16 protein-coding genes are annotated in these 13,204 nt (G+C 57.4%); 9 read left to right on the top strand and 7 right to left on the bottom strand.

Annotation, left to right across the window (positions count from 1 at the left end; genetic code table 11):
- Nucleotides 1–37 precede the first annotated feature (37 nt).
- Complete coding sequence (locus AC2FD8_RS04470; protein ID WP_496854228.1) at nt 38–1,162, top strand: porin; 1,125 nt, start codon at nt 38–40, stop codon at nt 1,160–1,162.
- 183 nt (nt 1,163–1,345) lie between these two features.
- Nucleotides 1,346–2,677, top strand: a complete 1,332-nt coding sequence (gene tig, locus AC2FD8_RS04465; RefSeq protein ID WP_496854413.1) for a trigger factor — start codon at nt 1,346–1,348, stop codon at nt 2,675–2,677.
- 95 nt (nt 2,678–2,772) lie between these two features.
- On the opposite strand, the gene AC2FD8_RS04460 is transcribed toward tig, so the two are convergent.
- The 6 genes from AC2FD8_RS04460 to rpsF all read right to left on the bottom strand — a co-directional run bounded on the left by AC2FD8_RS04460 (nt 2,773) and on the right by rpsF (nt 6,524).
- Complete coding sequence (locus tag AC2FD8_RS04460; RefSeq protein ID WP_496874288.1) at nt 2,773–3,603, bottom strand: acyl-homoserine-lactone synthase; 831 nt, start codon at nt 3,601–3,603, stop codon at nt 2,773–2,775.
- A 125-nt stretch (nt 3,604–3,728) separates the two neighbouring features.
- Nucleotides 3,729–4,430 carry a helix-turn-helix transcriptional regulator gene (locus AC2FD8_RS04455; protein ID WP_496854226.1) on the bottom strand — a complete coding sequence of 234 codons (702 nt, stop codon included), beginning with the start codon at nt 4,428–4,430 and terminating at the stop codon, nt 3,729–3,731.
- 220 nt (nt 4,431–4,650) lie between these two features.
- Nucleotides 4,651–5,133: a transglycosylase SLT domain-containing protein gene (locus AC2FD8_RS04450; protein WP_496854225.1), complete on the bottom strand. Its 483-nt coding sequence runs from the start codon at nt 5,131–5,133 to the stop codon at nt 4,651–4,653.
- A 149-nt stretch (nt 5,134–5,282) separates the two neighbouring features.
- Nucleotides 5,283–5,903, bottom strand: a complete 621-nt coding sequence (rplI, locus tag AC2FD8_RS04445; protein ID WP_496854224.1) for a 50S ribosomal protein L9 — start codon at nt 5,901–5,903, stop codon at nt 5,283–5,285.
- 12 nt (nt 5,904–5,915) lie between these two features.
- On the bottom strand, nt 5,916–6,143 hold the full coding sequence (gene rpsR / locus AC2FD8_RS04440) for a 30S ribosomal protein S18 (RefSeq protein ID WP_005982441.1): 228 nt from the start codon (nt 6,141–6,143) through the stop codon (nt 5,916–5,918).
- A gap of 27 nt (nt 6,144–6,170) precedes the next feature.
- Nucleotides 6,171–6,524 (bottom strand): 30S ribosomal protein S6, encoded by a 354-nt coding sequence (gene rpsF / locus AC2FD8_RS04435; RefSeq protein WP_068332653.1) that lies wholly within the window; start codon nt 6,522–6,524, stop codon nt 6,171–6,173.
- Nucleotides 6,525–6,799: 275 nt separating this feature from the next.
- Here rpsF and AC2FD8_RS04430 point away from each other — a divergent pair, with 275 nt between their 5' ends.
- Nucleotides 6,800–7,327 carry a hypothetical protein gene (locus tag AC2FD8_RS04430; RefSeq protein WP_496854223.1) on the top strand — a complete coding sequence of 176 codons (528 nt, stop codon included), beginning with the start codon at nt 6,800–6,802 and terminating at the stop codon, nt 7,325–7,327.
- Nucleotides 7,328–7,457: 130 nt separating this feature from the next.
- Nucleotides 7,458–8,030: a YceI family protein gene (locus AC2FD8_RS04425; protein WP_496854222.1), complete on the top strand. Its 573-nt coding sequence runs from the start codon at nt 7,458–7,460 to the stop codon at nt 8,028–8,030.
- Between the two features lie 59 nt (nt 8,031–8,089).
- On the opposite strand, the gene AC2FD8_RS04420 is transcribed toward AC2FD8_RS04425, so the two are convergent.
- The gene (locus AC2FD8_RS04420) at nt 8,090–9,316 is read right to left on the bottom strand and encodes a cytochrome b/b6 domain-containing protein (protein WP_496854221.1); all 1,227 of its coding nucleotides are present in this window, start codon (nt 9,314–9,316) and stop codon (nt 8,090–8,092) included.
- A gap of 174 nt (nt 9,317–9,490) precedes the next feature.
- On the opposite strand from AC2FD8_RS04420, the gene fabD reads away from it, so the two are divergent.
- The 5 genes from fabD to AC2FD8_RS04395 all read left to right on the top strand — a co-directional run bounded on the left by fabD (nt 9,491) and on the right by AC2FD8_RS04395 (nt 13,199).
- Entirely contained in the window at nt 9,491–10,429 is a 939-nt protein-coding gene (fabD, locus tag AC2FD8_RS04415; RefSeq protein ID WP_496854220.1) for an ACP S-malonyltransferase, read from the top strand.
- Nucleotides 10,430–10,471: 42 nt separating this feature from the next.
- Nucleotides 10,472–11,209, top strand: coding sequence for a 3-oxoacyl-[acyl-carrier-protein] reductase (fabG, locus tag AC2FD8_RS04410; RefSeq protein ID WP_496854219.1), 738 nt, complete (start codon nt 10,472–10,474; stop codon nt 11,207–11,209).
- A 209-nt stretch (nt 11,210–11,418) separates the two neighbouring features.
- The gene (locus AC2FD8_RS04405; protein WP_008756330.1) at nt 11,419–11,652 is read left to right on the top strand and encodes an acyl carrier protein; all 234 of its coding nucleotides are present in this window, start codon (nt 11,419–11,421) and stop codon (nt 11,650–11,652) included.
- Between the two features lie 139 nt (nt 11,653–11,791).
- Nucleotides 11,792–12,331 (top strand): GNAT family N-acetyltransferase, encoded by a 540-nt coding sequence (locus tag AC2FD8_RS04400; protein ID WP_496854218.1) that lies wholly within the window; start codon nt 11,792–11,794, stop codon nt 12,329–12,331.
- Between the two features lie 124 nt (nt 12,332–12,455).
- Entirely contained in the window at nt 12,456–13,199 is a 744-nt protein-coding gene (locus tag AC2FD8_RS04395; protein WP_496854217.1) for a 1-(5-phosphoribosyl)-5-[(5-phosphoribosylamino)methylideneamino]imidazole-4-carboxamide isomerase, read from the top strand.
- Nucleotides 13,200–13,204: the final 5 nt, after the last annotated feature.

Below are 13,204 nucleotides of genomic sequence, written 5' to 3'. Positions count from 1 at the left end.
AGCAGGACCTTATACAAACCCTTTCAAGGTGAGTGACATGACCCTTAACCTGAAAACCTCGTCTGTAGCGGCGCTTTTGGCGGCGACCACGGCCATTCCAGCTGCGGCTGAGCTGAAATACGAAAACAACAGTGGCGGATATGTAGAGCTCTACGGGCAGTTCAACCCGGCGCTGATCTCCGTCGATGACGGACAGGAGACCGAGACCCGTGTGCTGGACAATGACCTGTCCAACAGCCGTGTCGGGCTGCGCCTGTTGCAACCTTATGGCAACAATGAGTTCACCTTCCGGTTCGAAACTGCGCTGGGCCTGCCGAACTCGGCTGAGGCAAACCAGTTGGGAACGAATTCCAGCGGCTGGACCAGAGAAGATATCCGGCACGTGGATTTTGCACTGAAGGGCAGCTATGGGCGGTTCTCGGCGGGGCAGGGCAGCATGGCCTCGGACGGCGCAGCTGAGACGGATTTGTCCTATGTTGGAACGGCGCTCTATTCATTTACCAACGACGAAAACGCGGGCTTTTTCTTTCGCGGAACAGATGGGGTGCTCAGCGACGTTACGGTCGGCGACTCCAGCAGTAACTTTGACGGCAGCCGCCGCACGCGCGTGAGGTACGATACGCCTGACTTCAACGGGTTCAGCGCCGCGGTCGCCTATGGTGAAAACGCCTTGTCCAGTAGCGACGATGACACGTATTACGACTTTGCGATCGCGTATAACAACACCTTTGCGGGTGGCATCGAGTTTGCTGCTAGCGTGGCCTATGCCGTGCGGGACTTCGACAATGTGTCTGGTGAGCGCAAGGATACCATAGGGTCTGCCTCGGTTCTGTTGCCCAGCGGGTTCAGCTTTACGGCTGCTGCGGGGTCGCGGGATGACACCGCAAGTGGCGCATCGGATCCAAGTTTCTGGTACACAAAAATCGCCTACGAGGGCGATTGGGTAGCCTGGGGTAAAACCGGTGTGGGCGTCGACTACTACGATGGCTCAGACTTCGACAGCGATGGGTCGGACACCAAAGCCTGGGGTATCGCGGTGGTGCAGCGGATCGACTCGATCAACACGGATGCTTACCTGAAATATCGCAACCACGATTTCGACGATGGCACTTCGTTCGACGACAACGATGCCTGGGTCCTGGGCGCGCGCTGGCGGTTCTGATCGACGTTTGACCCCGTCACAAACGCCCCGGTCCGATCCGGGGCGTTTTTTTCAGCCAGAGAGGGTAAAACCGGGGTGATCCGGGCATTGCCCCCTTGCACGTGGGCGGCTGGGCAAATAGAAGGCGTCAAATTTGCCCGGCGCGCCGTTTTGCGCGCCCCGAAATCTATGGGGACTACCATAATGCAGGTTACCGAGACGCTGAACGAAGGTCTGAAACGCGGCTACAACATCGTTGTGACCGCAGCCGAGCTGGACGACAAGGTCAACGAAAAGCTGACCGAAGCGCAGCCCGAAGTCGAGATGAAGGGTTTCCGCAAAGGCAAAGTGCCGATGGCGCTGCTGAAAAAGCAGTTCGGTCAGCGTCTGCTGGGCGAAGCGATGCAGGAAACCATCGACGGTGCGATGAACAAGCATTTCGAGGACAGCGGTGACCGCCCTGCGCTGCAGCCCGAGGTCAAGATGACCAATGAGGACTGGAAAGAAGGCGACGACGTCGAGGTCGCAATGTCCTACGAGGCGCTGCCTGAAATCCCGGAAGTTGACCTGAAATCAGTCGAGCTGGAAAAGCTGGTTGTCAAAGCTGACGACGCAGCCGTTGAAGAAGCGCTGGCCAATCTGGCTGAAACCGCGCAGGACTTCAAAGCGCGTCGCAAAGGTTCGAAAGCCAAAGACGGCGACCAGATCGTGTTTGACTTTGTCGGCAAGGTTGATGGCGAAGAATTCGAAGGTGGCGCGGCCGAAGATTACCCGCTGGTTCTGGGCTCCAACAGCTTCATCCCCGGTTTCGAAGAGCAGCTGGTTGGTGTGAAGGCCGAGGAAGAAAAAGACGTCAACGTCACCTTCCCCGAGGAATACGGTGCCGAGCATCTGGCCGGCAAAGACGCTGTCTTCACCTGCACCATCAAAGAAGTGAAAGAGCCGGTCGCAGCCGAGATCAACGATGAGCTGGCAACCAAATTCGGCGCCGAGGATCTGGAAGCGCTGAAGGGTCAGATCTCTGAGCGTCTGGAAGCTGAATACTCCGGTGCCGCACGTGCCGTCATGAAGCGTGGCCTGCTGGACGCGCTGGACACCAAGGTTTCGTTCGATCTGCCTCCGTCGCTGGTCGAAGCCGAAGCCAAGCAAATCGCACATCAGCTGTTCCACGAGGAAAATCCGGATGTGGAAGGCCACGACCACGGCGAGGTTGAGCCTTCGGATGAGCACAACAAACTGGCCGAACGCCGCGTGCGTCTGGGCCTGCTGCTGGCAGAGCTGGGTCAGAAGGCCGAGGTTGAAGTCACCGATGCCGAGATGACTCAGGCGATCATGAACCAGGCGCGTCAATACCCGGGTCAAGAGCGTCAGTTCTTCGAGTTCGTTCAGCAGAACGCACAGATGCAGCAGCAGCTGCGCGCGCCGATCTTTGAAGACAAGGTCGTCGACTACGTGTTCGAACTGGCGCAGGTGTCTGACAAAGAAGTCAGCAAGGACGACCTGCAAAAAGCCGTTGAGGCACTGGAAGAGGAATAATCCTCTTCCCCCCTTTTCGGGGGCCCAAAAAAGAAGCGGAGCCGCCTGATCAGGGCGACTCCGCTAGGGTGGCTTTGTACTATGAGGTGAGGGGGTCAGGCCTCATGAGCAAAAGCACGGGGGGTTCGTAGCAGAGCGGTCTTTTGCTCTGGCGTGAAAGTGTCGCTCAGCGCTTCGATCAGACGCAGGACATCCTGACGTTCCGCCTCGGTTCGTGCTGCATGCATCTGTTCCACGAAATAGCGTTCAAGCTGCGAGAGTGGTTGGTGGTCAAAATTCGCAGTGGGCAGTTCCGATTTGCCGAGTGCGTGCAGTTCCAGCGCATTTTCTTCTGTCAGGAACACATCATGTTCGATCCCGGCATAGTCGCGAATGCCTGAAATTCGTTCATCCGAGCAATCCATAAGCGCTGCCATGGCCACGACCTTGCCCATGGGCTTGGCGGTTCCAAGATAGTCATATGGTGCGTTGCCGGACCGTTGCAGGACCCGGTTCATAACCGGATCAATTACCGCGATCGAGTCCAGAACACCGGCTTCTTGTGCGTATTCGAAGGATCCGATCATAACTTCGCTGGTGACATAGGAAACTGAGTTCTTTCCCCGTCCGCGTCCAAGCTTTTTGGTGTCGACGCAGAACCGTGTCGCTTCCCAAACCTGAGCGCTGCGAATTGGTGCTTCGCCGTCCAGGATTGAATGAAAGACATCCGAAAGCATGTGTGGCCCGGTTGTCTGCAAAAGCCGCATGCACCCAACGACGTCCCCTTCGTCGTTGATGCTGACTACGTGAGCTGGGTGCAGATCATCAAAGTGGTCACGCTCGCGCCCGTCTTTGATATTTACATCCCATCCCAGGCGATCGCCAAATACTCTTGCCCGCAGTTTAAAGACGTCGTCCAGAACATCTTTGAATTTGCACTGATTCATACCATCAATTACGATGATCATTTTCATCCCCCTACAGTCTGTGGTCTTGTTACCGTACCTTGGAACTTAACCAAGAATCAGCACAAAGCTATTGGGGGTTTCCCGTAATTTTGGAAAATTAATGACTATCCTGGGGCAATTAGGCCCATTCCGATGGCTCTGCCAATAGCCTGAGGCGTGGTCAAAGCCCCCAGTTTTTCACGGCCAGAGCGCATGTGGACCTCGACCGTGCGGTGCGAAATGGACAGAATGTCACCGATATCCTGCTGTGACTTGCCTTCGGCAGCCCATTGCAAGATCTCTTTTTCACGCGACGACAGCGCTGGCATGTGCAATGCCTTTGCCAAAAGGCCGGATTGCATGACCGTATCATGGGCATGGACCGCAGCCATCTGCAAATCGCCCATGACATGCTTTTTCAGCTTGGCCCATTCCGTGTCAGAACAATTCCGCGTCACGCTGAGAATGCCGCATTCGCCATATGGCCCTCTGATCGGAACAGTCAGTCCGCGGGCCGTAATTCCGAAATCATTGGCATCTCGAAACACCGAATTGAACTTTTCATCATGGTTGAATCGACCCCAGTCAACTGGCGCGATACTAAGGACGGATTGATAGATTGTTGGATCGAACTGATGAAAGCCCTGGCTGCCGTAGTGAATCTTCCATTCTTCGGGGTAGTTCGCGTAGCCTTGCACATCACCCTTGAGTGGGTTCATCGTGGCATAGGAGGCATAGTCAAAGCCCAACTCATCGCACACGGCGTCGATGATGTCGGAGGCCGTTTTTTCCTCTTGGTCGATCGCGGCCAGATCTATCAGTTTCACGAGTCAAACCCCTGCAGTGACACTCCTCGCCCCAAAGAAATGCCTCGTCCCATCTGTAACGTATAATACGTTGCGTCATTTTGGGTGGCCTGCGCAAGCGATTTGTGCAATTCGAATAGGCTTTATGCGTACTTAAAGCAACACAATGAACGAGCGCCGTATTGAAACATGGGTCTCATACTCAACATTGTCTTTGCATGCGGGCAGGCGGTCCCGGAGTCTATTCAGTTTTCAACCCGGTTTCTACAAGCATACCGCGGGCTTTTGCCTCGGGGTAGAACCCTTTTGCATAAAGAAAAATCGCGCGTTGCTGATCGCCATCTGACAAAAGCCAGGCGCCTCGCAGGTACTTTCCTGCGAATTCAAGATTGGTGTCTGCGTCCAGCAGGCCTTGTGCGTTACCGGTGTAGCCCATCGAGCGGGCCGTAGCTGGAAGGATCTGCAAAAGCCCATAATATGGCCGGTTTACGGCCCATGGCCGGTGCGTACTTTCGCGGATTGCCAGTTTGTGGACCAACTCGCGTGGGAGTTCGTAGTGATCGGCCCATTTGTTGATCGAAGCGCGAAGCTCGGGAGTTTCGTTGGGGTAGAGCGGAGGGTCGAAGGGATCAGCTTCGCCCCGTGAAACCTCGCCTCCGCCGCAGGCGGCGAGGGCAGACAGTGTGAGGAAAGCAATGATGCTGCGACGTGAAAATAAGGCCATCAAACTTCTCCGAACTTCAGGCGGTGATCATATGGATCACGGGTTTCGTCGCAACCTTAGCTTTGAAATCTGGCTGAATTTTGCTGGTCCCGACACGAAAAAGGGCCGCGCGATTGGCGCAGCCCTTCAAAATTCTTGGTTCAGCCAGATCAGGCTTTGGCTTCGTCTTCATCAGCCTGAGCAGCCTCGGGCGGCAGGTCATCGTCGTCAGACGCTGCCGAGCCGATGTCGTCGAACAGTTCGGCAATCTCGAATTCAGCAGCGGCTTCTTCTTCCGCAGCCAGTTCCTGGATCGATTTGCCGGATGCCTGCAGTTCAGCTTCTTCTTGCGAACGGGCAACGTTCATCTGGATTTCAACGGCGACCTCGGGGTGCAGGTTAACTGCCAGCGAGTGCAGACCCAGTTCCTTGATCGGCGCGATCAGGGCAATCTGTTTCTTGTCGACGGTGAAGCCTGCCTCGGTCGCTGCGTCTGCGGCGTCACGAGGGGTGACCGAACCGTACAGAGCGCCAGCATCCGATGCCGAGCGAATCACGATGAACTGCTGACCATCCAGCTTTTCGGCCAGCGCTTCAGCTTCTTTCTTGGTTTCCAGGTTGCGGGCTTCCAGCTGCGCTTTCTGGGCTTCGAACGACGCGATGTTGGCGTTCGATGCGCTCAGGGCTTTGCCCTGGGGCAGCAGGAAGTTGCGGGCGTAGCCGGGCTTGACGTCAACGACGTCGCCCATCTGACCCAGTTTCGCAACGCGTTCCAGAAGGATAACTTGCATGTCAGTCTCTCCTTACTTCACAGCGTAGGGCAGCAGGGCGAGGAAGCGGGCGCGCTTGATAGCACGAGCCAGTTCACGCTGCTTTTTCGCCGAAACGGCGGTGATGCGCGAGGGTACGATCTTGCCACGCTCAGAGATGTAGCGCTGCAGCAGACGGGTGTCTTTGTAATCGATCTTCGGCGCGTTGTCGCCCGAGAACGGGCAGACCTTGCGGCGGCGGAAAAATGGTTTTGCGGCCATGGTTTATGTCCTTTCGTCAGGCGTTGATCAACGGCGCTCGCGGCGGCCTTCGCGCTCGTCGCGCTTCTGCATCTGGACCGAGGGGCCCTCGGCATGCTCGTCTACCTTGATGGTCAGAACGCGCATAACGTCGTCATGCAAGCGCATCAGGCGTTCCATTTCCTGAACCGCGCCCGAGGGGGCATCGGTTTTCAGGAAGGCATAGTGGCCTTTGCGGTTCTTGTTGATCTTGTAAGCCATCGTCTTGACGCCCCAGTACTCGCTTTCGACGACGTTGCCGCCGTTGTCAGCCAGAACGGTGCCGAAATGTTCGACAAGGCTTTCTGCCTGCGCGTTGGACAGGTCCTGACGCGCGATCATAACATGCTCATACAGTGGCATGTGCACTCCTGTTTATATCAAGGCGCATTTCAAAGGCGGGGCCATCTGGTCCTTCGCGACCCTGCCACGAGAGGCTGCGCGATTCATAACTCCTGCGAAGGATGGCCCCGTATACACGTTTGAGCGGGCGGGGCAAGCCCTGCCACATATGCCTTTGTGAAGTCGCCCAATTTCCACTGCCGCGCCCAATTCCTGACGCTTTTCGCCCCGAAGTTACTAAGCAACCCGGAAATAACCGGATAGCACAGACTTACGACGGTAACCTTAACAAGGGTATGGATGTTATGACCGCGATTCAGACAAATACGCTCGACAATCAGGCGACGGGTACGAGCTTTGAACATTCCGTTCCGGTCATGATCTCGTTCAAGGCAAACTGGAGAGCCAGATTGGTTCTTGCCAGGGCTGTGGGCGCTTTTCTGATTATTTCCGCTTTTTCGATGTGGCTGATGCCCGGTTCGATGTTGGGGGCCGAGGTATGGCCAATCAAGATGGTGGCCTCGATGCTGTTTCTGATCGTTGGTGTAAGCCTGATGACGATCGAGGTGATGGACAGCCGCCCGGATGCCTATTTTGACCCCATCCGCCGCGAAGTGCGCGTTTTGCAGAAGAATGAAAACGGACGCCCTCAGACCGTTCTGCGCCGCAGCTATGACAGCCTGGGTGGTGCACGGTTCGAAGATGACGAGGTGCAGTTGTTCGATGTCGACGGCAGCCTGCTGATGAAACTGCCGCTTCAATCGGCGGATGTCAGCCGGGCGCTGAAGGGTCAGCTTAGCCAAAGTGTAACAATTTTCGCCTGAGATTTATTCTGTTCAACCAAGCACAGAAATTGTGAATCAAAAAGACTTGTGTGCTGCCCTTGGGCAGCACATTTTTGTTTCCGAGCAAACGCACTATGTTTGCGTAAAATCCACAAACCCGGAGACAGTCATGAAATCCACCCTCCTTGCTGCCGCACTTGCCCTTACGGCAACCACCGCTTTCGCCAGCGCCGAAAAGTATGTTCTAGACCCCAGCCACAGCCAGGTGCTTTTCAGCTATGACCACCTTGGTTTCTCGACCACTTACGGCATGTTCTCGGGCTTTGAAGGCGAGATCATGTTCGATCAGGAAGACCCTGCCGCGTCGAGCGTTTCGGTTTCCATGCCGGTTCTGGAGATGTTCACAGGCTGGAAGCCGCGTGAAGATCACTTCATGACCGAGGATTTCTTTGGCGCCGCCGAAGGGGACCTGATCACGTTCACCTCGACCGCGATCGAAGTGACCGGCGAAGATACCGCGAATATCACCGGTGACCTGACCATGAACGGCGTTACCAAATCGGTCGTTCTGGATGCCACGCTGAACAAGGCCGACAGCCACCCGATGGCAAACAAGCCCTGGGCAGGCTTCAACGCAACTACAACGTTGGTGCGTAGCGAGTTTGATCTTGGCCAGTTCGCGCCCTTCGTTGGTGATGAAGTCCAGGTGCAGATCTCTGTCGAGGCTCAGAAAGCCGAGTAAGTCTGCGCTGATCCATTGGATCACAACCGCCGGGAGCCAAACCCCCGGCGGTTTCTTTTTTACTCTGAACGTTTCGCCGTCATGTCAACGGAGACCGTGACGTTGAAGCCCAAGGAGTCCTCGGTGGGTTGGGATGTGCCCACATCGAACGCCATGCGGTTCAGCTGCAATGCGCCGGACATGGTTGCCGTGTTGTCCTCGAGTTGCAGGGTGAAAGGCAGTATGACGTCCACCGATTTGTCGCGAATGGTCAGGGGGCCTCGGGCTTCGTAGCCAGTGTCTGTTTTGAACAGGTCAGCTTTGAACTGGGCCGTTGGGAATTGCGCGCTGTCGAAGAAATCAGCGCCCATGGCTTGATCCGTGACCGTCCCGAGGCTGAGCGACGCGATGGCGATGGTCACATCCACCGATCCGGCAGGGCCCGGTTGGGCGGGGTCTTCGAACGCGATGGCGGCCGTCCACTCGCCGAAGCTGCCAATGACGGGGCTGCCCAACTGCGAGATAGTGATCGACAGGGTGCCTTGTTCGACGCTCCAGTCGGATTGCACATCGCCAAGCTCTGCCGCGTCCACGGCGCCTTTTGCGTGATCCTCGAACACGCCGATGGACCAACCACCGACCAGAACGGCACCCCAGATGGCCAGGGCTGCAATTGCAGGTACGGGTGAGTGGTGCTGGGCCGGAGGCTCGGGCGCGTCAGCGCGTCCCGGCAACATCCGCCGCAGGGTGCTGTCCTTGTCCACGACGTGATGTTTCAGCGCACCGGCGATGTGCAAGACCAGTGACCCGACAAGAACCCAGATGAACAACCAATGCAGGTTTGCCGTCACCTCGGACAAATAGAGGGATTTGGGCACGAAGGGCAGGTTTTGGCCGAAGGGCCACCAGATGGGCGCAAAGCCTTGGGTCGCGGCGTGGTGAATCCAGCCGGTCAGGGGCACCAGAACCAGCGAGGCGTAGAGCATCCAGTGAACGGTCTCGGCGGCGAAGGCCTCGGGTTTGTTGTCGGCATTCAGCAGGCCGGGTTTGGTTTGGGTCAGCGCCCACAGGATACGCGCCAGCGCCACGAAGAACACGCTGACACCGACAGTTTTATGCAGGGAAAACAGTGTTGCGGTCCGCGCGATGTCGGATTCGCTGGTCGGGATATTTGGATCGTAGATGGCATGCGCCAGATCATTGGCAAACCAGCCCAAAGGCAGGGCGGTCAGGATCAGCAGGGCCGTTAACCAGTGGAAAGTCTTGGTCACGCTGCCATAGCTTGAAAAGGTATTGGTCGAAGGCATCTTTTGCACACTCCGGATTCGATTGGCCAACTTGAACCTAAAGCCAGTAGGATTTGGCACAAGCCCGACCCGCGCACAGGTGCGGTGCCCGAATGCAGAACGCAGGCCCTACTTGTGCCGCGTCGTCACACGGTTTACACCCCGCCGCAACCTAACGTCATCCAAGAGGTTGCAATGACACGCGCATTCGTTTTCCCGGGGCAGGGTGCCCAGACCATCGGCATGGGCAAAGCACTGGCCGAGGCATACCCGGCAGCTCAGGCCATCTTTGATGAGGTGGACGACGCGCTTGGTGAAAAACTGAGCCAGCTGATCTGGGAAGGCGATATTGCCGATCTGACCCTGACGCAGAACGCGCAACCGGCGCTTATGGCAACGTCGATGGCGGCGATGCGCGCGCTTGAGGCCGAAGGTGTTTCGGTCACCGATGCCGCTTTTGTGGCCGGGCATTCTCTGGGTGAGTATTCCGCACTGGCTGCGGCTGGCGCGTTGACGGTGGCAGATACCGCCCGTTTGCTACGCACTCGTGGGCAGGCCATGCAAAGCGCCGTGCCGGTGGGCGAAGGCGCGATGGCGGCAATTCTGGGGCTGGATCTTGAGGCCGTGCGCGCCGTGGCCGAAGAGGCCGCGCAGGGCGAGGTCTGTCAGGCCGCGAATGACAACGATCCGACACAGGTTGTAGTGTCCGGCGCAAAGGCTGCCGTTGAACGCGCGGCTGAGATTGCCAAGGAAAAGGGCGCAAAACGTGCTGTTATGTTGCCGGTCAGCGCCCCGTTCCATTGCGCGCTGATGCAACCCGCTGCGGATGTGATGGCCGAGGCACTGGCCGCGGTTGAGATCAAGGCTCCGGCCGTTCCTCTGATCGCCAATGTGCGGGCAGAGGCTGTCACTGACCCGGATTTGATCCGTCAATTGCTGGTAGAACAGGTCACAGGTTCGGTCCGGTGGCGTGAAAGCGTGCAATACATGGCGGCGCAAGGTGTCACCGAGACATGGGAAATTGGCGCGGGCAAGGCGCTGTCGGGTATGATCCGCAAGATTGACCGGGCAATTGCGGGCAAGGCCGTCAGCACGCCAGAGGATGTTCAAAAGGCCTTACAGGCCGAATCGTAAGCATAGAACGCGCCCTCCGGGGCGCCTCACGAGGGAAATAGTATGTTTAATTTGACAGGTAAGAACGCGCTGATCACGGGCGCTTCGGGTGGTATCGGAGGAGATATCGCACGGGCCTTGCATGGCGCGGGTGCCTCGGTCGGTCTGTCCGGCACACGGGTCGATCCGCTGCAGAAACTGGCCGACGAACTGGGCGAGCGCGCCCATGTGCTGCCCTGTAACCTGAGCGATGCCGAAGCGGTCGAAGCGCTGCCGAAACAGGCAGCCGAGGCGATGGGTTCGGTCGACATTCTGGTAAACAACGCCGGGATTACACGCGACAACCTGTTCATGCGCATGTCTGACGAGGATTGGCAGAGCGTGATTGACGTGAACATGACCTCGACCATGAAGCTGTGCAAGGGCGTGATCCGCAGCATGATGAAGGCGCGTTGGGGCCGGATCGTGAATATTTCTTCGGTGGTTGCGGCGACCGGCAATCCCGGGCAGGCGAACTACGCGGCCTCAAAGGCGGGGATGATCGGGTTCTCGAAAGCGCTGGCGCATGAGGTCGCAACACGTGGGATTACCGTGAACGCGGTGGCGCCGGGCTTTATCACAACGGCGATGACGGAAAAGCTGACGGATGATCAGAAAAAAGGTCTGTTACAGAAAGTTCCGGCCGGTCGTATGGGTGACCCTGAAGAAATCGCAGCAGCCGTTCTGTACCTGTCCAGCCCCGAGGCCGGATATGTGACCGGAACAACCTTGCATGTGAACGGCGGCATGGCCATGTTGTGACTGCGACCAAGGCGGTGCGAAAGCGTTTGCCTTGTGCGTCGACTATGCTATAGGCGGCGCATCTATGCTGGGGCCGGTCGTTCCGGTCGGCTCTCAATTTTCCCGGACAGCCGGGAGCCAAACCGCCCGGAACGGGCAAACCAAGTCCATCCCGAGCGGGCAAGGGCAGAACCGGGCGGATCGCCCTGAAGAAAGAATGAGGAATAGACATGAGCGACGTCGCAGATCGCGTGAAGAAGATCGTTGTTGAACACCTGGGTGTTGAAGAAGACAAAGTAGCGGAAAACGCTTCGTTCATCGACGATCTGGGTGCAGACAGCCTGGACACCGTTGAACTGGTCATGGCCTTCGAAGAAGAGTTCGGCATCGAGATCCCCGATGACGCAGCCGAGACCATCCAGACCTTTGGCGACGCAGTCAAATTCATCAGCGAAGCGTCCTAAGCGTATCGTATTGATAGAAAAGCGGCGCTTCCGGGCAACGGAGGCGCCGCTTTTTTGTGCCCGCTTTAAATTCAGGGTTGCACGAGGCGATTTCGATTCGCACTGTTTCCACTGAGGCACAATTCAAGGTGGGCAGGACATGATAAGATCCACCCCGATGATAAATACGGCGCGTCTGACACTCTGTGCGATGCGTCCTGAGGATTTTGAACGGTTCGCCGAGATCTGGCGCGACCCATGTGTGACGCGCCATGTCGGTGGCAGCCCACGATCTCGCGGTGAGGCCTGGGACTCGTTTCTGCGCAATGCAGGGCATTGGCAGATGGCCGGGTTCGGGCAATGGGGTGTGCTGCAGCAATCGAATCGCAAGCTGATTGGTCAGGCCGGTTTCTTCTATGGAAACCGTGCGATGGGCGAGGATTTTGACACTTATCCCGAAGCCGGTTGGGTTCTGGCGCCCGAAGTACAAGGGTTGGGTCTGGGATATGAGGCCGCTCAGGCCGCCCATGATTGGTTTGATCGGATCATGCCGGGCCGATTGGTGGCGATGGTGAACGCAGCCAACGCCTCGTCGCAAAAGCTGGCGAAAAAGCTGGGCTATGTCGTGATGCGTGAGGCCGAGTACAACGGCACCCCTGTTCATCTTCTTCGCCGCAATGGTCCCCCGGCGCGGGCGTAATTCCGCCAACACACAGCAATGCCGCAAACAGCGCAAACAATGCCGATCCTGGTCGCAGCAGGCTCGGATGTGAGGGTGTATGTTACTATGAGACTTTAGGGCGCTTGGGCGGAGGAGAAAGCTCATGAGAATCTACCCCACAATGGAACTTCAGAACGGTCGCTGTGTCACCTTGGACAAAGGGCGTCTGGAGGATGCGATGATCTGGCATGTGAACCCGGTCGAAACCGCGCGGGGTTGGGCCCAGGCCGGGGCCGAGTGGATGCATCTGACAGACTTCGATGCCGTAGAGGGCCGTGATACCAACTCGGAACTGGTGGAAGAGATCATTCGGTCAGCAGAGATCCCCGTGCAATTGGCTGGGGGTATGCGCAACCGCGAACAGGTTGAATATTGGATCGACAAGGGGGCGGGTCGTGTTGTGATCGGGACGCTTGCGGCGCGGGATCCGAATCTGGTGAAGGAACTGGCAAAGCTTTACCCGGATCAGATCGTTCTGGCCGTTGATGTCTGGCAGGGGTTTGTCATGACCGACGGTTGGCGCAGCCAAAGTGCGTTTACGGCCGAGGCGTTCATTGACGCCTTCGACGGCACGCCTTTCGCAGCCATCGTTGTGACCGATATTGACAGTGACATGGAGGATGTCGAGGCGCAGCTGGGCTTGATCTCCGGCCTGGCGCAGCATTCGCGGACGCCTGTCATTGCCAGTGGCGTGGTGCGTACTGCGGACGATATCTCGCGGCTGTCCTATATCCCGAACATTGCGGGCGCGATTGTCGGCAGAGCTTTGTTCCGGAAAACAGTCGATCTGTCCGAGGTTCTGAGCGTTGCCGCTGCCGCGCGTGAGCCTGTGGCGCAGTTCCAGTAACTGGA

It is taken from the genome of Ruegeria sp. YTSC192, from assembly GCF_059609705.1.
This window is presented reverse-complemented; position numbering and strand designations above follow the sequence as displayed.